Annotated in this window: 18 protein-coding genes and 9 tRNA genes; 21 read left to right on the top strand and 6 right to left on the bottom strand. The window is 30.4% G+C overall.

The genetic code is table 11. The features are described 5' to 3' along the window. Position 1: 1 nt before the first annotated feature. The 9 genes from KPL51_RS11040 (at position 2) to KPL51_RS11080 (ending at position 6,831) form a co-directional block, all read left to right on the top strand. Positions 2-391 carry a hypothetical protein gene (locus KPL51_RS11040; RefSeq protein WP_216160992.1) on the top strand — a complete coding sequence of 130 codons (390 nt, stop codon included), beginning with the start codon at positions 2-4 and terminating at the stop codon, positions 389-391. A gap of 88 nt (positions 392-479) precedes the next feature. Then, complete coding sequence (locus tag KPL51_RS11045) at positions 480-806, top strand: TM2 domain-containing protein (RefSeq protein WP_216160995.1); 327 nt, start codon at positions 480-482, stop codon at positions 804-806. A gap of 24 nt (positions 807-830) precedes the next feature. Further along, positions 831-906, top strand: a tRNA-Thr gene (locus KPL51_RS11050). 176 nt (positions 907-1,082) lie between these two features. Next, on the top strand, positions 1,083-1,754 hold the full coding sequence (locus KPL51_RS11055; protein WP_216160998.1) for a phosphatase PAP2 family protein: 672 nt from the start codon (positions 1,083-1,085) through the stop codon (positions 1,752-1,754). A 264-nt stretch (positions 1,755-2,018) separates the two neighbouring features. Further along, positions 2,019-2,981, top strand: a complete 963-nt coding sequence (locus KPL51_RS11060; protein WP_216161001.1) for a 3'-5' exoribonuclease YhaM family protein — start codon at positions 2,019-2,021, stop codon at positions 2,979-2,981. Positions 2,982-3,010: 29 nt separating this feature from the next. Further along, positions 3,011-3,223, top strand: a complete 213-nt coding sequence (locus tag KPL51_RS11065; protein ID WP_216161004.1) for a DUF3006 domain-containing protein — start codon at positions 3,011-3,013, stop codon at positions 3,221-3,223. A 306-nt stretch (positions 3,224-3,529) separates the two neighbouring features. Continuing rightward, positions 3,530-4,948: an NAD(P)/FAD-dependent oxidoreductase gene (locus tag KPL51_RS11070; RefSeq protein WP_216161007.1), complete on the top strand. Its 1,419-nt coding sequence runs from the start codon at positions 3,530-3,532 to the stop codon at positions 4,946-4,948. A 149-nt stretch (positions 4,949-5,097) separates the two neighbouring features. After that, positions 5,098-6,384 carry an adenylosuccinate synthase gene (locus tag KPL51_RS11075; protein ID WP_216161010.1) on the top strand — a complete coding sequence of 429 codons (1,287 nt, stop codon included), beginning with the start codon at positions 5,098-5,100 and terminating at the stop codon, positions 6,382-6,384. A gap of 261 nt (positions 6,385-6,645) precedes the next feature. Then, the gene (locus tag KPL51_RS11080) at positions 6,646-6,831 is read left to right on the top strand and encodes a DUF1858 domain-containing protein (protein WP_216161013.1); all 186 of its coding nucleotides are present in this window, start codon (positions 6,646-6,648) and stop codon (positions 6,829-6,831) included. Between the two features lie 42 nt (positions 6,832-6,873). Here the strand turns inward: KPL51_RS11080 and KPL51_RS11085 are convergent, their stop codons facing one another. After that, entirely contained in the window at positions 6,874-7,461 is a 588-nt protein-coding gene (locus KPL51_RS11085) for an ECF transporter S component (protein WP_216161017.1), read from the bottom strand. Positions 7,462-7,812: 351 nt separating this feature from the next. On the opposite strand from KPL51_RS11085, the gene KPL51_RS11090 reads away from it, so the two are divergent. Next, a complete protein-coding gene (locus KPL51_RS11090) occupies positions 7,813-8,565 on the top strand; it encodes an acyl-[acyl-carrier-protein] thioesterase (protein ID WP_216161020.1) in 753 nt (250 codons plus the stop codon). A 594-nt stretch (positions 8,566-9,159) separates the two neighbouring features. Here the strand turns inward: KPL51_RS11090 and KPL51_RS11095 are convergent. Further along, positions 9,160-10,389 carry a BaiN/RdsA family NAD(P)/FAD-dependent oxidoreductase gene (locus KPL51_RS11095; RefSeq protein WP_216161024.1) on the bottom strand — a complete coding sequence of 410 codons (1,230 nt, stop codon included), beginning with the start codon at positions 10,387-10,389 and terminating at the stop codon, positions 9,160-9,162. A 341-nt stretch (positions 10,390-10,730) separates the two neighbouring features. On the opposite strand from KPL51_RS11095, the gene KPL51_RS11100 reads away from it, so the two are divergent. The 8 genes from KPL51_RS11100 to KPL51_RS11135 all read left to right on the top strand — a co-directional run bounded on the left by KPL51_RS11100 (position 10,731) and on the right by KPL51_RS11135 (position 11,412). Then, positions 10,731-10,805, top strand: a tRNA-Glu gene (locus KPL51_RS11100). A 12-nt stretch (positions 10,806-10,817) separates the two neighbouring features. Further along, positions 10,818-10,893: transfer RNA gene (locus tag KPL51_RS11105), tRNA-Val, on the top strand. A 5-nt stretch (positions 10,894-10,898) separates the two neighbouring features. Then, positions 10,899-10,975, top strand: a tRNA-Asp gene (locus tag KPL51_RS11110). Between the two features lie 11 nt (positions 10,976-10,986). Further along, a tRNA-Thr gene (locus tag KPL51_RS11115) sits at positions 10,987-11,061 on the top strand. Between the two features lie 23 nt (positions 11,062-11,084). After that, positions 11,085-11,159 (top strand) — tRNA-Glu (locus KPL51_RS11120). A 13-nt stretch (positions 11,160-11,172) separates the two neighbouring features. Continuing rightward, a tRNA-Val gene (locus tag KPL51_RS11125) sits at positions 11,173-11,248 on the top strand. A 5-nt stretch (positions 11,249-11,253) separates the two neighbouring features. After that, a tRNA-Asp gene (locus KPL51_RS11130) sits at positions 11,254-11,330 on the top strand. A gap of 7 nt (positions 11,331-11,337) precedes the next feature. Continuing rightward, positions 11,338-11,412: transfer RNA gene (locus tag KPL51_RS11135), tRNA-Thr, on the top strand. Positions 11,413-11,564: 152 nt separating this feature from the next. Here KPL51_RS11135 and KPL51_RS11140 read toward each other — a convergent pair. Together KPL51_RS11140 and KPL51_RS11145 are read right to left on the bottom strand one after the other, a co-directional pair. Then, complete coding sequence (locus KPL51_RS11140; protein WP_216161027.1) at positions 11,565-12,545, bottom strand: ATP-binding protein; 981 nt, start codon at positions 12,543-12,545, stop codon at positions 11,565-11,567. Continuing rightward, a complete protein-coding gene (locus KPL51_RS11145; RefSeq protein ID WP_216161030.1) occupies positions 12,538-13,524 on the bottom strand; it encodes a DnaD domain protein in 987 nt (328 codons plus the stop codon). The genes KPL51_RS11140 and KPL51_RS11145 overlap by 8 nt, the downstream gene beginning before the upstream one ends. A 249-nt stretch (positions 13,525-13,773) precedes the next feature. Here KPL51_RS11145 and KPL51_RS11150 point away from each other — a divergent pair, with 249 nt between their 5' ends. The 3 genes from KPL51_RS11150 (at position 13,774) to KPL51_RS11160 (ending at position 16,174) form a co-directional block, all read left to right on the top strand. Continuing rightward, complete coding sequence (locus tag KPL51_RS11150) at positions 13,774-14,973, top strand: M23 family metallopeptidase (protein ID WP_216161033.1); 1,200 nt, start codon at positions 13,774-13,776, stop codon at positions 14,971-14,973. Positions 14,974-15,108: 135 nt separating this feature from the next. Beyond that, positions 15,109-15,771: a hypothetical protein gene (locus KPL51_RS11155; RefSeq protein ID WP_216161036.1), complete on the top strand. Its 663-nt coding sequence runs from the start codon at positions 15,109-15,111 to the stop codon at positions 15,769-15,771. Between the two features lie 190 nt (positions 15,772-15,961). Further along, positions 15,962-16,174, top strand: a complete 213-nt coding sequence (locus tag KPL51_RS11160) for a hypothetical protein (RefSeq protein WP_216161039.1) — start codon at positions 15,962-15,964, stop codon at positions 16,172-16,174. A gap of 41 nt (positions 16,175-16,215) precedes the next feature. Here KPL51_RS11160 and KPL51_RS11165 read toward each other — a convergent pair whose 3' ends face one another. After that, positions 16,216-16,401, bottom strand: coding sequence for a uracil-DNA glycosylase (locus KPL51_RS11165; protein ID WP_216161042.1), 186 nt, complete (start codon positions 16,399-16,401; stop codon positions 16,216-16,218). A gap of 137 nt (positions 16,402-16,538) precedes the next feature. After that, complete coding sequence (locus tag KPL51_RS11170) at positions 16,539-17,183, bottom strand: undecaprenyl diphosphate synthase family protein (RefSeq protein ID WP_216161046.1); 645 nt, start codon at positions 17,181-17,183, stop codon at positions 16,539-16,541. Between the last annotated feature and the right edge of the window lie 75 nt (positions 17,184-17,258).

The following is a 17,258-nucleotide window of genomic DNA, read 5'->3' on the forward strand; positions in this document are numbered from 1 at the left end:
TATGGGAACCCTCCGTAAAACTGTATCTTCAAACTTAGGTGAGGATACAGATAAAGACTTAATTACTTATGTGAGCAATATGGAGAAGAAGGGTATCAATAATTCTAAGCTCATAAAGCAGGCTTTAAGATTTTATAGGGACTACGGGAATAAAGTTAAGCAATTGGATACAGTAGATATTGCAAATATTTTAGATAATCCTGAAGTTAAAGAATATATAGGTAATATAGTTGGAGAGCTTTTTAAAAGTGCTGCACCAAATTCAATATCACAAGTTAATGATACAAATGGTGCTAAAAGAATAAAGAAAGAACAGCAAGAGATGGACATTGATGCTATTGAAAGTGATTATAGGAAAAAACTTAATTGTGTGAAAGATATGTCCTTATAGTTTGAATAAATATCATATATATAGTAAAATGTTGCCACATATGATAAAATGTAAATAAGCATTAAAATAATATGAAAAGGGTGATTTTATGTTCTGTCATAATTGTGGAGCTCAAAATGATGATGGATCTAATTTTTGTAAAACCTGTGGTATTAATATGTTAATTCAAACTAATAAGACTGAAGCGAGGACTATTAGTGAGAAAAATTGGTTAGTTGCACTATTGTTATGTGTTGTTCTAGGTGCACTTGGTATTCATAGATTTTATGTAGGCAAAACCGGTACTGGAATTCTAATGATTTTAACTGGCGGTGGTTTTGGAATATGGATATTAGTTGATTTGATTTTAATTGCTACTAATTCATTTACTGATGCAGATGGGTTACATTTAAATAGAAACATGTATAATTACTAAAGAGGATAACCCCTCTTTAGATATGCTGAAATAGCTCAGTTGGTAGAGTAACGCACTCGTAACGCGTAGGTCGAGGGTTCGATCCCCTTTTTCAGCTCCAATTTTATAATATAGAAAAGAACTTAAGTAGTGATACTTAGGCTTTTTTTCTATTAGGAGATTTTTCATATAAAGTTAAAAAAGATGTATATTAATCCATATACTGCAGAAAATGTGTATAGGTCAAAGTTTAAATTTAATGGAATTTTATTAAACCTCACTAGGAGATGATATAATATGAAAAAGTTTAAAAAAGACTTAATGGCATTGTGTTTTATGGCATCTATTATATTTTCTATTATTTTTTATAAACTTCTAAATAATGGGGATGGGAATATAAATAGTTTAGTAACAAATGTAGATAAGGCAATACCATTTCTTAAAATATTTATACTGCCCTACATAACCTGGTATGGATATGTTGCTATAGGGTTAATATACTTATGCATGAAAAATCGTAGGAATTATTATACTTCTCTTATTAGTTTAAACCTTGGCATCTTGATATGTTATGTTATCTATGTTATCTTTCAAACTACAGTACCTAGGCCAATAGTTACTGGTGCAGATATGTTATCTAAATTAGTAAATATGATATATAAAAATGACAATCCGTTCAATTGCTTCCCAAGTATGCATGTCACAACAACTTATATTATAATTAAGGGGATTAATCATACTGAAAATAATACAGTTACGGGGGTTGTTTTTAATATAATAGGGGTGCTTATAATTATATCTACTCAATTTGTTAAGCAGCATGTGGTATTAGATTTGGTATTTGCTGTATTATTAAGTGAAGTAATATTTAGATTTATAAATAACATTAAAAAAGAAGATATTGATATATTTAAAAATAGACTATGTAGAATTCATATTATAAAGAGAAAATTAAAAAATCCTTTTTAATTGAAGGATTTTTTAATTTTGTACAAAGTATAAATTTTCCCAAACCTATGTAACTTAGGGTAACTTCATTTATCATATTTAATGGAATTTAAAGGTAAGATTAATTAGAAAATAATAATATTGGAGGAAAAACAATAATGATGTATAATTGAAGTGTGCATTTAAGTTGTGTAATTTTTTTTAATATATAATGAAATATTGATGATTTGTATCAGCATAATGTAATATATATAATAATATTAACGACAATATAAGGAGATAAATATGGAAATAAAGAAGATAAGCGAAATAAAAAAAGGTGATAGGATTGAAAGTTTTTTTGTTATAAAATCTGTAGATAGCAAGGTTACCAATAATAGTAATACAAATAAATATTTAGATTTTAATTTAGGAGATGCTACAGGGGATATAAATGCAAAACTCTGGGAATCAAATGAAGAATTAGAAAGTAAATTTAAACCGAATATACTAGTCAAAATTAAAGGTACCGTAAATGAGTGGAGGGGAAAACTTCAATTAAAAATTGAAATGATAAGACTTACAGAAGAAGCAGATGAGGTTAATATTTGCGATTATGTTGCAGTGGCACCTTATTCACCGGAAAAAATGTATGATGATATTCTAAATTATCTATCTAAAATTAAAAATACAGATATTCAAAATATAGTTACAAATATTCTAAGTGATAATGAAGAAAAGCTAATGCATTACCCTGCTGCTAAGTCTAACCACCATGCTATAAGGTCAGGACTTTTATATCACACTACCACCATGCTTAAGGCAGGAGAAAAATTAAGTGAAATTTATACTTTTCTAAATACAGATTTACTATATGCAGGTATAATACTTCATGATATTGGCAAAATATATGAAATGAATGCTAGCGAGCTTGGTATTGTGTCCGAGTATACAGTAGAAGGTCAACTTATAGGCCATATAGTTCAAGGAATTAAAATGATAGAAACAGCAAGTCTTCAGGTTAAGGCGGATAAGGAAGTAACTATATTATTACAACATATGGTGCTTGCACATCATTATGAAGCGGACTATGGAAGCCCCAAGAAACCTATGATACCGGAAGCTGAAATGCTACATCATTTAGATATAATGGATGCAAGAATGTATGATATGAATAAAGCATTAACGGATACAGAGCAAGGTAAATTTTCAGAAAGAATATGGTCCCTAGATAATCTAAGTATTTATAAGAGTTTTATTAATAAATAGAAAAAAATCATTGGTAAAAGGTGATAAAAATGAAGGGAATAGTAGATAGATTTGAAGGAGAGTATGCGGTAGTAGAGCTTCAAGATGGAAAAATGGTTAACATAAATAAAAAGAGATTACCACTAGGAGTAGAGGAGGGAATGGTTATACAGATATCAGAAAATATAACTATTAACATAGACGAAACTAGTAAAAGAAGAAAAGAAATTGAAAAATTGACAGAGGATTTATGGGAAAACTAAAATTATCTAGTATGAAAAAATGCGCTTATTCAGTCAATGTGAATAAGTGTATTTTTAATTTTAATGTATAAATAAAATGCTAATTATGCAAAATATTGTGTACCGTAAAGTTTTAAATGATGTAGTATAAAAAATAGAATTTATCTAATAGGGGGAATGAAAACTAGAAATTTATACGAACTATTATTATAAATAAAATATTAATATTCGCGTTTTATATTGACTGTGGTAGGTAGCTCTGATATTATTAAGTAGGCTAACAAACATTGTTAGTTACCCTAGAGTAGTACAAGGAGGATATGTAAAATGAAAAATTTTTACGATGTAGTTATTGTAGGAGCCGGACCTGCGGGTATATTTACGGCACTAGAAATTACAAATAAAAAACCTGAACTTAGTGTACTTATAATTGATAAGGGAAGAAGTATAGAGAAAAGAAAATGTCCAGCTAGAGCTAATGGAAAATGTGTTAAGTGTAATCCTTGTGGGATAACATTTGGATGGTCAGGTGCTGGAGCTTTTTCAGATGGTAAGCTTTCCCTAAGCCCAGAGGTGGGTGGAAGACTTCTTGAATATTATTCTGAAGAAGAGTCAAAAAAATTAATAAAGTATTGTGATGATATATATATAAAATTTGGAGCAAATGAAAAGGTATATGGACTTAATAGTGATAAAGTTGATGAAATTAAATATGAAGCAAGTAAACATAATATTCGTCTTATTGAATGCCCTGTAAGACATTTAGGAACAGAACTTGCCTATGAAGTTTTAAAATCTATGTACCATCATTTAATGGATAATACCAATACGGAGTTTGTTGAACTTAGTGAAGTGGAAGAAATATTGATAGAAGATAATAAAGCTACTGGGGTATTATTAAAAAGTAAAGACGGTCTAGTTAAGGTTAATGCTAAGTACGTTGTAGCTGCACCAGGTAGAGGTGGGGCAGAATGGGTTTCAAATGAAGCTAAAAAACATGATATCCAGGTTACTAATAATGCAGTAGATATTGGACTTCGCGTAGAGGTACCTAATTCCGTTATGGATCATTTAACAAAAGATTTATATGAAGCAAAATTAGTATATTACTCTGATACCTTTGACAGTAAGGTTAGAACCTTCTGTATGAACCCAGGTGGAGTGGTATCAGCAGAATATTATGATGATAATAAGATTGCAGTTGTAAATGGACATAGTTACTCAGATCAAAAGCTTAGAACAACTAATACAAATTTTGCAATGCTTGTATCTACTACTTTTACAGAGCCATTTAATCAACCTATTGATTATGGAAAATATATAGCTCAGCTAGGGAACATGTTAACTGGCGGGGGTATAATGGTTCAAAGATTGGGAGATTTACTAAAGGGAAGAAGAACAGATTATCACAGATTAGCTAAATCAACCACTGTTCCTACTTTAAAATCAGCGGTGCCAGGAGATTTAAGCTTTGTACTGCCACAAAGGCACTTAACTTCTATAGTAGAAGCATTAAAGGCTTTTGATAAGATAGCACCAGGGTTATATAGCAAAAACACATTACTATATGGAGTAGAAGTGAAGTTTTATTCTAGTAAGATTAGTACAAATAACAAATTTGAAACAACTATTGGTAATTTGTACACTATAGGAGATGGAGCAGGAATAACTAGAGGTCTAATGCAAGCATCTACAACTGGTGTAATTGTAGCAAGAGATATATCAGATAAAGAAGACTGTGATTAATTAACTGAAATGGTTGGTTATATTAATATTAAAAGAGTATAATTCAAAAGGTAAGTACATATGAGCAATAAAAATTCACAACCGCAGTAATTTAACAATTAAAGAATTGTAGTATTTTATTGCGAAATGAAAGAAAGCGAGGAATTTATATGTCAGCATTTATTATTTTAGGAGCCCAATGGGGAGATGAAGGTAAAGGTAAGATGACGGATTATCTTGCAGAGGGAGCTGACGTTGTTGTCAGATTTCAAGGCGGAAACAATGCAGGTCATACTGTAGTAGTAGGGGAAAAAGAATATAAACTTCATTTAATACCATCAGGAATATTATATAAAGATAAATTAAATGTAATAGGAAATGGTGTGGTTGTAGATCCAGAAGCGTTATTTATAGAAATGGACTACTTAGAAGCATTAGGCGAAAAAATAACTCCAGAGAGATTAATGATTAGTGATAGATCTCAAGTTATAATGCCTTATCATAAAGAGTTAGATAATTTATATGAAATAGCTAGAGGTACAAATGATATTGGAACTACTAAAAAAGGTATAGGCCCTTGTTACACTGATAAGGCTGAAAGAAGCGGAATTAGAGTATGTGACCTACTTAAAAAAGATGTTTTTAAAGAAAAACTTAAAACTAGTTTAGCAATGAAGAATGATATAATAACAAAAGTTTTGGGTGGAAAAGCTTTAGATTTTGATATAATATACAATCAGTATTTAGAGTATGCAGAAAAAATGAGACCTTTTGTAAAAGATATATCGGTTAAAGTTTTTGATGCAATTAAATCAGGAAAAAATGTTTTATTTGAAGGAGCACAAGGAACACTACTTGATATAGATTATGGTTCATACCCTTTTGTAACTTCTTCTAATACCATTGCAGGTGGAGTTTGTATAGGAGCTGGAATAGGACCTACTATGATAACAAATGCTGTAGGAATAGCGAAAGCTTATACTACAAGAGTAGGAAAAGGACCATTTCCAACAGAACTTAATGATGAAGTAGGAGATTGGATTCGCGAAAAAGGCTTTGAATTTGGTGTAACAACAGGCAGAGCAAGAAGATGCGGATGGCTTGATCTTGTTATACTAAAAACTGCAGCAAGAATATCAGGACTTACTAGTTTTGCTGTAACTAAAATAGATACTTTAGCAGGTCTTGAAAAAATCAAGATTTGTGTAGGGTATGAATTTGAAGGAAGCATAATAGATTACTTTCCAGCAAGTCTTGAGGATTTGGCGAGTTGCGTTCCAGTATATGAAGAGTTTGACGGCTGGGATGAAAATATAGCAGAGGCAAGAAGTTATGATGAACTTCCTGAAAATGCAAAAATATACCTAAAGAAAATTGAAGAGTTTACAGGAGTTAAAGTTTCTATAGTATCAGTAGGACCTAAAAGAGACCAAACAATGGTATTAACTGAAATATAGAAATAAATAAGACGTACATATTGTAAATATTATCTTTGCAATATGTATGTCTTATATATTATAGGGAATTATAAGTAGTGTAGAAATATGATATATAGGTATACAAGTATATACTTAAGATTAAAAAAGTGCGTACTTGTAAAATAGAAGTATATAAAATATAATGAGAATGATAATTAAAGTTAAATAAATATTTTTATTTAATTGCTAGTTAAAGTCTGATATAATTATTTTAAATTTAAAAAAAGTGAGGTAGATAATATGAAAATAACTAAGGATATGACAATTGGTGAAGTTGTAAGATCAAATCCAGATTCAGTTGAAGTACTTATGGGTTTTGGAATGGGTTGCGTAGGATGTCCTTCAGCACAAGCTGAAACAATAGAAGAGGCAGCAATGGTTCATGGTCTTGATTTAGAAGCATTAATGGCTAAATTAAACGCATAGAAAAATTAAGACACTTAGCAAAAATGCTAGGTGTCTTTTTTCTTATTTTTTTATCTTTTTAATTGACAGGATTACAGGTATGGTAATTATAGTAGCTATTATAGCTTCTGGGACACCATTTATTACGGCTATACCATAAATGGTCTTGGCAGCAATAGACGGGTCTATGCCTTTAGAAGCAGCAAATTTAGCTGCATATAAAATATATATCATAGTAAGAACACCAAAAGTGTTAGTTAAAGAACCAATTACGGTAGCTAGGCCAATTTTTAGGCTATCATTTTTAGTGAAGTTTAGTTTGTAAACATAGTAAGAAGTAAGACCAATAAGAACTCTTGGTAATACGGATACTAGAGGATTTATAAAAGCAAAAGATAGTAAATTTGGAGCCATAATATTTTGCATAATGCTAAAAACACCAAAAATTAATCCAATAGTCATTCCAACCATAGGTCCCCCTATTATTGAGCCTATAATAACTGGAATGTGCATAATGGTAGCTTTGGCACCAGGAAGTGGAATAAACCCATATCCAGTTAATCCAAGGACTACACAAATAGCTGATAGCATACCGATTGTTGTTAATTGACTTGTTTTTATTCTTCTGATTTTCATAGAATTATTAATCATAATTTCCCTCCGCTCTTATTCCATAAGGATATAAGTCGATTATATTGATAATCTGCATTTATAGTTCAGTTTCATAACGAATACCGACAACAATATTTTATCACTTATTTTACAAAAATTAAATAGATAAAAAAAATTTTTAAAACTTAATATATAGCTTAATACAATCATAAGGGTAATACGTTTTTATTTGTAAGATTCTTTAAGTATGTAGTAGAATAAGATATAAATGGCTAAAATAACAAAGGCTTACTTTAGTCATTTAGTTTGATATTATTTTAACACAAAGAAACTAAAATTACATAAGAATAATAAAAATTGTTTATTAATATTAAATATAGGAGGCAAAATATGATTAGAATTCCAGCAGTTACGGATAGAGATTATAATATTCATTACTATGAAGTAGATATCCATAAAAGAGCTTTAATTACAAGCATTATAGATTATCTCGGTGATATGGCAATGTATCAAAGTGAAATTTTAGGAGTGGGTATAGGACACCTTAAAGAGAATAACATGGCATGGGTTTTATATAAATGGGACATAACAATGGAGTCCTATCCACTATTGAATGAAAATATAAAGGTGAAAACTTTTGCACATTCATTCAGAAAATTTTATGCATATAGGAAGTATGAAATTCTTGATTCTAAAGGAAATAAGATAGGATATGCCAATTCTGTGTGGATTCTAATAAATACAAATAGAAGAAGGCCCATAAGAATTACTGAAGATATGTACGTGGCTTATGGTATAGATAATAGCAATAATGCTTCTTTAGATATTCCTAATATACCGGAAATAAATACAGTAGACAGCGAAAAAAGTTTCCAAGTTAGATATAGTGACATTGATACTAATGTGCACGTAAATAATGTAAAATATGTTGCTTGGGCACTAGAGACAATGCCTAAGGACATAGTTTTAGATTATGTTTTAAAGAATATTAAAGTAACCTACGAAAAAGAAACAACTTATGGAGAAACCATAAAGGTAAGTACGGAAATTATAAGAGCAGAAAATAATGTAATATGTAGACACAAAATCGTAAATGAAGAGGGAACTGAGCTTACCCTTTTAGAAAGTACTTGGTTAAAGTAATTTAGGAATTTTTAATAAGGCTATGTTAGACAATATTGAGGTCATAGTCATATAAAAACCGACTTATCTATTTAGAGGAGTCGGTTTTTGTTGTATCATTTTACAATATAATCCTAAAATGATTTTTATAATAACTATCCTTGAAATTAAACTGAAAATTATTTGAAAACTTCTTATAAATGTCTGATACTTCATTGAAATCATATTCAACCCCTTAGCTGTAATGAATCGTATAAAATTGAATTCGGGAATAAATGTGGATTTTAATTATTTTGAGAGGCTTGATTCTTAAAAATTGCTATTTCCTCATAATAATAATTCGTAAAATTAGGTATTTTTTCTTGGAGCATGCTAACAAAAGTATATGTTGCGTAGAATGCTTTGAATAAGCCTTAGTAATTCTTAACTTATTTTAACGGAAGATACGTTAAGAAAAGTGCATGTTTGAGCGTAAGCGAGTTTGCACTTTTTAGTATTTTTCAATAAAATAAGTTTAGAATTACTTGGCGACGTGAAAGCATTCCAGCAACATATACTTTTAGTTATAGCATACTCCAAGAAAAAAGATTTATCTATTAATAGAACGATTATTTCCTATTTGGAAGCATTAATCGCTGCAATAGCGCCAGAGCTCCAGGCCCATTGAAGGTTGAAACCACCACAATCGCCATCTACATCTAAAATTTCTCCAGCAAAATATAAATTTGGAACAATATTAGACTCTAGAGTTTGAGGGTTGATTTCTTTTGTATTAATACCACCCGCTGTGACTTGCGCATTGGAAAAAGAATTAGTTCCTGAAACTTCAAATTTCCATTTTTTTAATAGTTCATATATAGAATTTTTTTCTGTAAGTTCAAGATCACAGCATGATTTATGAATATCTTCTATTTTCGCATGTTTTAAAATTATTGGAATTACTTTTTTATTAATTATTCCAATGAGTGAATCATTAAGGGATCTATCCCTGAATATAGACCAATGACTTTCTAAAAATATTTTTAGATCTTCAGCAGAAATTGTTGGTAACAGGTCAATATGTAGAGATACTTTATTGTTTTTAGCTAAGGCATAGGATGCAGTTCTACTAAGTTGTAGAATTGGAGGTCCGGAGATGCCGTAGTCAGTAAAGAGTATTTCTCCAAATTCCTTTTGGATGGATTTATTATCTATGAATATTTCTGCATTACCGTCGAATTTCACTCCAGATAGTGCCTTTAGTCTATCATAGTTTAATTTAAGCTGTACAAGAGCTGGTACAGGAGATATTACGCTGTGCCCTAATTGTTTAGCCAATGTGTATCCGGAGCCGTCAGAACCTGTCTTAGGGGAAGATTTACCGCCGGTAGCAATAATTAGTTTTTCACATTCATATGTAATATCGTCTGCGGTTAAAATTTTAAAGCACTTATTTTTTTTTATGATTTGTTTAGCTTTTGTATTTATATATACAGGAATATTTTTTTCTTCTAAAGAAAAGCGCAGTATGTCAAGCACTGATGAAGCTTGTAATGACATAGGAAACATTTTACCGCCATCTAAAGTTACTAGAGGTATACCTAAATTACCAAAAAAATCTATAGTATGATTTATGGTGAAAGAGTCTAGTGTATTTTTAGAGAAATTTGGATTTTCACTATGATATCTATCTATATTTATATTTGTATTACTGATATTACACCTTCCATTACCGGTGGTTAATATTTTTTTACCTACTCTGTCGGAGCCTTCAATTATGGCTACGTCTATTCCTAAATCTTTTGCTATAAGTGCAGAGGTTAAACCAGCGGCACCTCCGCCAACTATTATAAGAGAATGTTTCAAGAAAATCTCTCCCTTCGAGAAATAAATTATATTTGTAATATTAAGTGTGTCTCCTATGATTTTACCCTAAAACACTTAGGTTTAATATGACTTTTATTTTATCCTATGAAAAAGTATATGGTTTATTTATAATTATTTGGTTAAGTTTAAAATATTGCCAAAGTTATACTAATTTTTTTATATAAGACAAACCGTTGAAATCACTGGATTATTGTGCTGTTATAAAAAAATAAATAAATAAAATTAAGAAAACATGTTGACACTTCAGCAAAAATTATGTATTATAGTTTATGTTGGGTTGCGAGACGGAAGCACATGATGAATAAATAACAATTTAGTATGGCTCCTTGGTCAAGCGGTTAAGACACCACCCTTTCACGGTGGTAACAGGGGTTCAATTCCCCTAGGAGTCACCAATAAACATATATGGGAGCATAGCTCAGCTGGGAGAGCATCTGCCTTACAAGCAGAGGGTCACAGGTTCGAACCCTGTTGTTCCCACCATATATGGCCCAGTGGCTCAGTTGGTTAGAGTGCCGCCCTGTCACGGCGGAGGTCGACGGTTCGAGTCCGTTCTGGGTCGCCATTTTTTTTCTCGCTGGCATGGCTCAACGGTAGAGCAGCTGACTTGTAATCAGCAGGTTGTAGGTTCAATTCCTATTGCCAGCTCCAAAAAAAACTTAATAGATTAACATGGCTCCTTGGTCAAGAGGTTAAGACACCACCCTTTCACGGTAGTAACAGGGGTTCAATTCCCCTAGGAGTCACCAATAAAACATATATGGGAGCATAGCTCAGCTGGGAGAGCATCTGCCTTACAAGCAGAGGGTCACAGGTTCGAACCCTGTTGTTCCCACCATATATGGCCCAGTGGCTCAGTTGGTTAGAGTGCCGCCCTGTCACGGCGGAGGTCGAGGGTCCGAGTCCCTTCTGGGTCGCCATATTTTTGCTGGCATGGCTCAACGGTAGAGCAGCTGACTTGTAATCAGCAGGTTGTAGGTTCAATTCCTATTGCCAGCTCCAAAAAAAGTACTAAACTTTTGTTTAGTACTTTTTTTTATTTGCTTTAAAAAAGCACATATTATATGAAATGCATTTGAATAAGTCTTAGGATTAAGTAAGACTTACGCATTTTTAGTAATATGTGCTTTTTTATTAATGTACAAAGCTTAATATTATTTTGGTTTACTCAAATTTTTCTTTATTCTTATATCCTCACAAAAGAATTTGCAAGCAGTAAAATTACCAAGTAATCTTGAGGTTATTCTTTCAGAATAGGTGTTTGCTAAATTTCCAAGAGTTAAATTAGTGGATACTAGCATCTTCTTTTGTTTTAATAACTTTGTGTTAAGCAAATTAAACATTTCCATTTTAGTAAAATCTGAAATTTGCTCAGTGCCCAAATCATCTATAATAAGTAGATCACAATTTATTAGTAGCTCCTCTAAAGAATTATCACCATTAAAGCGAATTTCTTTTAAACCTTTTATAAGTTCCTCAGCAGTCCTATATACTACAAAAGAGCCTTTGTCCATTAATTCCTTTGTAATGCAATGAGAAAGAAAAGTTTTTCCTGTGCCAGGACCTCCGTAGAATAACAAGTTTTCATCAGAGTCATTGAAGTTCTTCAAAAAATTCATAGATGTAGATAAAATCTTTTCCATATTTTTTTTAGGAGATTCTGAAGCATGTTCACTCTTTCTAGAAGGATAGTAATCCAATTTAAAATTATCGAAATTATGAGTTTTTAACATATTTTTAAGTTCAGAACCTGTGTAATAAACATCTATAACCTTTTGCTTAAAACAGGTACATTTAGTATTTCCAATAAAACCTGTATCTTTACATTTGTTACATCTATAATGTAAATTTAAGTATTCCATATCAAAACCATTAGAAACTAATAGTTCAGATTTTTTAACTCTTAGATCTACTATTTTTTCTCGCAGATCATGTAAGTATTGATCTCTATTAATAATACTTTTTAAAGCGCTAATAGATAATTCTATACATAGCTTCCCTATTTTGTGATCAAGTTCAATAATTTCAGGATGAGTCTTTTCTATATGAATTTTTCTTTGTCTAAAGTCGGCTTCTTCTTCTTGTCGTATTTTATCATACAAATCTAATATTTTAGTTTGATATCCTTTAATCATTATTATCCCATCCTAGTAATTTTTTTTCTAGCTCATCAAAGTCATAGGCTCTTTGTTCATAATCGTTAAAACTGCCTTTGGCAGGCTTTGTACCAGCAGTAACGCCTTTAGTAGAAAGCAATCGTTTTTTATCTTTTTTCTCAATATCCTCGAGAGAGTTTATTCCATCTTTAAACCAACTATTTAAAATACCGTCTATATATTTAAAATCAGCTCTGTTAAGTCTTGCAAAACAGATATCGCAAGCTTTATATATGATTTCTAAAGAAAACTTATAAACATTTATCCATTTATCTAATATTTGCTCTTGAGGCTTCATTATTTCAGGGGCTTTTATTCCTAAGTAATTTAATATTTTTCTAATATTTATCCATTTATCCTCATGTTTTTTTATATAGGATTGGGCATCTTCAATATTTTTAATATTAGCATCATGCCATGCAATTGCTATGGTCTCAATATATCTATAGTCAACTTTACCTTTTGATACACAATATTGAATTAACAGAAGTATTAGCTCAGGAGGAAAACTATAATCCTTTTGCCAGCTTAAATACATTGTCATTTCTTTTGGTGAAAGAGGTTTGGCTAATAGTTTTTCAATATCTTGAAGCATACCCTTTATTGAAGAATTCGTTAATTCTTCAAGTAAATTTATATTTCGAATATTTTCATCAGGGACATCTAATAAATCCAAGAATTCAATATTAAAGTTGCCCATATTATCAATAGGAGTCATTTTAATTAGGTTCTCATCATTCCAATAGTTCCAAGCATTAACAACATCTGTTTCTAGGAGTCCAAGGGTATTGGCTATAACTGAAGAGGTGGCACCTATTTCTCCAGAGGTACAATACTTTAAACCAAGGAGGTAAACTTTAACGAATTCTCCCCTGGCTCTTGGCATAAATTTATCTATAAAAATATTACTCACAGGAGTATATCTATAATTTTCATTTTTAAACATGAAAGTACTCATAAAGTCACTACCTTTCTTTTTATATTATAGAAATATGATTTTAGACTGCAAAACCGCAGTCTATCTATATTCCCTTTATTTATATAATGTATTTAATATAGTATACACAATGTATTAGTATATAGAAATTTCATTATTCAACCTATAGTATACCATATACTTAAACATAGAATTAAAAAAATATATTTCATTAATGTTTAAAATTAGATAAAAAGGGTATATTAAGTAAGTGCCATAGGAGGTATAATATTGAACATTTTAAAAAGAAACAAAATCAAGATAGCTGTGATAATGATTACAGTAATACTTACAGCCGCTATTATGTATTTCAATGTTTATAAGTACAGTGGTTATAGTATTTCCATAGGGAATAATGCTTTAACATTTGTAAAAAGTAAGAGTGAATTTAATAAAGCATATATGGAGTTACTTAGTGATGCTAAATCTAAATATAGCAAGGTAATTACAAAAGAGGATTTCACTTTAAAAAAGGTGAAAGTGGATGACATTGCTATGTTTATAAGTGGTAATGATCTTAGAAAAATAATGTTTAAGAAATTCAATATAGTAGTAAATGCATTTGTAATGAAATCAGATAATAAAGAAATGGCATATGTGGTAAATGATAATCAAGGAAAAGAAATTTTAAACTCCCTAAAAGATTATTACTCTAAGGGGTCAAAACTAAATGGTATTACAAAAGTGGAAGTGATAAATAAAATTAGTTATGAGGCTGTGATGGTAAAAATCGGGAGTTTGTATGAAAATTATGAAATTGTAAAAGCATTAATAGAGTATAACAATAGAGTACAAAAACCATTTATAACTGTTAAGGTAATAGGTAATGTAAGTAAAGAACAAACCATATTTGCCACTACAGTTATAAAATCTTCCAATACACTAATGAATGGTGTTAGCAAAATTATGCGAGAGGGTAAAGACGGAATTAAAAAAGTTACTTTAGAGGCGATAGTTCTAAATAATAAAATCTTATCTGAGAAAATTTTAAATACAGAAATTACAACCCCAGCGCAAAGCAAAGAGATATATGTGGAAAATTATAAACAAAAGGTACTTGGAACGACATATATGAATAGTCCATCTAGAGGAAGTATAAGTTCAAACTTTGGTATGCGATGGGGAAAAATGCATAAAGGAATTGATATAGCAGCTAATTTTGGGGCTAGAATAAATGCTGCATTAGATGGAACAGTTATTTATGCAGCTTGGCAGGAGGGATATGGTAATGTTATTAAAATCAATCATGGGGATGGAATAGAAACTACCTATGCACATTGTAGTGTTATTAAAGTGAAAAAGGGTGAAGTTGTAAAAACGGGTGAAAAAATAGGAGAAGTAGGGAGTACCGGTAATAGTACAGGACCTCATTTACATTTTGAAGTAAGAAAAAATGGAGAGGCTATAAATCCTCAGGATTATATGAATTAAAATAAATGTATGAATAAAATCTATGATTAATACTAGTAATATTTTATATGGTAACATAAGTTACTGTAATTTTAGTTTTAATATATTACTATTAGTGTATAGAAACAAAACTAAACAAATATTGGAGGAATAATAATGAGCGCTTTTTTAGCACCTATTCACACTTGGTTATTTAAGAAGATTTTATTGGCAGAGGAATTAGAAAAAAGATTAAAAGAAGTTTATATAAATAAATATGGTGAAATTGCAAAAAATGTGGATGATAAATCACTAGATTATGGCATCCCAATAGATACTACGAAAAATATAGAAGATATAATTGATAAGTCAAATATACATGGGTGGTTACAAGATAAAATTAGCAAGGTTGAAACTAGAACAGCATTTACAATAACAGAAATGAGTAAAGAGTGTGGAGAAGGAGCAGAAGCTATTGCTATGGCATGTTTTACCGAGCAAGGCAAAACTGTTGGAGAAAATTTAAAGGCAAGTGAAATGCCAGGATGTCCAGAAGAATTATTTAATGCACTTAATATTTATTTGTTAGAAGGTATGCCTTGCGATAGAGTTACAAGGATTATAAAATCTGAAAATAATATATTAGAATGGGAAACTACAAGCTGTATTCATAAAAAATATTGGGAAATAGTAAATGGAGATGTAAATGTATTTTATAATCTTAGGCATAATTGGATAAAAGCATTTATTGAAAGTTCTAATGAAAAGTATACCTATAATTTTATTGAGGGATTAGAATATGATGGTACCTTAGGAGTAAATCAAATTACAATAAGGTAAAATATGTAAAACATATGTATCATCAAAATAGTTTTTTAAATTCTATAACGTTAAGAATGTCTTCAACATTTTTAGCGTTATTTGATTTTTGTTACTTAAATTTTATTGAAATTAAAATTATTTTAGAATATTAAGAGTATATATGCATTTATATATGGATAGCATAATATTTAAAAGGGGAGATAAGTTCATGCGATTTAAGGGAATAAAATCAAGTAACGAAGAAGGCGTTAAGGATATAGATGTATTAGATAGATATGCTAAAATTCAAGGAATGCACAGTAAGCTAGTAAATATACCTACAATAATTACAGGTCTTAATGAAGATGGGACTATAAGGGAAGAAAAAATTGAGCCTTACGCATATGAGATAGTTGAGCAAAACAAAGGATTTATAGACTAGTAGTACATAGGATTGCAGAGCATATAACTTAGTTGTAAATTTTAGTTAGGTGCTCTGTTTTGCTTTGGTGTGAATTTAATACAAGATAAACCAGAGGATTGCTTTACAAGGATTGAAGGTAAATTCATAGATTTGAAACCATAAAATTTACAACCCTTAGGGAATGCGGCATCCCAAGTTATATAGTAATACTGACATTTATAACAATTTATTTTTTCGTTAATCATAGAAGACTCCTTTAGTAAAATTGCATATATGAAAATAAAGCCCTGAAAATCAATTTAATAATAACATATTTTAGTGAATAAAAAAATAGATATAGGTTATTTAAAACTTATATCTAATATAGAATAATGAAGTTAAACTAACCTCCAAGGGTTACATCTTGGTCGTTATACCAAGTTAAAGCTGTGGATAAATGTTCGGGTTTAAAATCAGGCCAAAAATCATCTATAACATAGAAGTCAGAGTATATTGATTGTAGCGGCAAAAATCCACTAAGACGCCTTCTCCCACCCCAACGAATAATTAAATCCACTCTAGAAATATCATTAGTTTTTATACAATCAAATATACTGCTTCTTTTACTACTTTTATTTTTGCTTAAATTACTCAGGTCCCATTCCCAACCATAGTTCACAAGAAAGTTTAGTTTTATTCCGCCCTTTCCAAAGGTTTTTCGCGTGGTATAAGGAAGCAGTTCTTTTGGAAACATAGGTGAATCACTATTTCCTACTACTAATAAATCAGCATCTTGTGTACTTAAAAGCTTTACTGCATCGACGCAGGCTTTAACAAAAGCTTCTCTCTGCAAAGGGGGTCTTTTTGTATTATCAGTAGTAAAACCATAATAAGTTATTTCTTTTACTCCTAAATCTTTGCAAATCTTATATAGTGATAAACCGGGATCTAATCCAAAAGTATATCCTTTATCTTTTGATAGCCCATTGTCTACAGACCATCTTCTATTTCCATCGGGAATTACTCCAATATGTTTTGGTATTCTCATCTTATCACCCTTTAGTTATGAATTTTTTTATAATATATAAGTCATAGTATATCCATTATTACTATATAAATCCAT

Origin of the sequence: Clostridium bowmanii, from assembly GCF_018861315.1 — a bacterium.
Classification (GTDB): domain Bacteria; phylum Bacillota; class Clostridia; order Clostridiales; family Clostridiaceae; genus Clostridium_AD; species Clostridium_AD bowmanii.

Excerpts from the sequence above, each read along its gene's own strand:
- KPL51_RS11040 (WP_216160992.1), top strand. The coding sequence starts at position 2 with ATGGGAACCCTCCGTAAAACTGTATCTTCAAACTTAGGTGAGGATACA.
- KPL51_RS11045 (WP_216160995.1), top strand. The coding sequence starts at position 480 with ATGTTCTGTCATAATTGTGGAGCTCAAAATGATGATGGATCTAATTTT.
- KPL51_RS11055 (WP_216160998.1), top strand. The coding sequence starts at position 1,083 with ATGAAAAAGTTTAAAAAAGACTTAATGGCATTGTGTTTTATGGCATCT.
- KPL51_RS11060 (WP_216161001.1), top strand. The coding sequence starts at position 2,019 with ATGGAAATAAAGAAGATAAGCGAAATAAAAAAAGGTGATAGGATTGAA.
- KPL51_RS11065 (WP_216161004.1), top strand. The coding sequence starts at position 3,011 with ATGAAGGGAATAGTAGATAGATTTGAAGGAGAGTATGCGGTAGTAGAG.
- KPL51_RS11070 (WP_216161007.1), top strand. The coding sequence starts at position 3,530 with ATGAAAAATTTTTACGATGTAGTTATTGTAGGAGCCGGACCTGCGGGT.
- KPL51_RS11075 (WP_216161010.1), top strand. The coding sequence starts at position 5,098 with ATGTCAGCATTTATTATTTTAGGAGCCCAATGGGGAGATGAAGGTAAA.
- KPL51_RS11080 (WP_216161013.1), top strand. The coding sequence starts at position 6,646 with ATGAAAATAACTAAGGATATGACAATTGGTGAAGTTGTAAGATCAAAT.
- KPL51_RS11085 (WP_216161017.1), bottom strand. The coding sequence starts at position 7,461 with ATGATTAATAATTCTATGAAAATCAGAAGAATAAAAACAAGTCAATTA.
- KPL51_RS11090 (WP_216161020.1), top strand. The coding sequence starts at position 7,813 with ATGATTAGAATTCCAGCAGTTACGGATAGAGATTATAATATTCATTAC.
- KPL51_RS11140 (WP_216161027.1), bottom strand. The coding sequence starts at position 12,545 with ATGATTAAAGGATATCAAACTAAAATATTAGATTTGTATGATAAAATA.
- KPL51_RS11145 (WP_216161030.1), bottom strand. The coding sequence starts at position 13,524 with ATGAGTACTTTCATGTTTAAAAATGAAAATTATAGATATACTCCTGTG.
- KPL51_RS11155 (WP_216161036.1), top strand. The coding sequence starts at position 15,109 with ATGAGCGCTTTTTTAGCACCTATTCACACTTGGTTATTTAAGAAGATT.
- KPL51_RS11160 (WP_216161039.1), top strand. The coding sequence starts at position 15,962 with ATGCGATTTAAGGGAATAAAATCAAGTAACGAAGAAGGCGTTAAGGAT.
- KPL51_RS11165 (WP_216161042.1), bottom strand. The coding sequence starts at position 16,401 with ATGATTAACGAAAAAATAAATTGTTATAAATGTCAGTATTACTATATA.
- KPL51_RS11170 (WP_216161046.1), bottom strand. The coding sequence starts at position 17,183 with ATGAGAATACCAAAACATATTGGAGTAATTCCCGATGGAAATAGAAGA.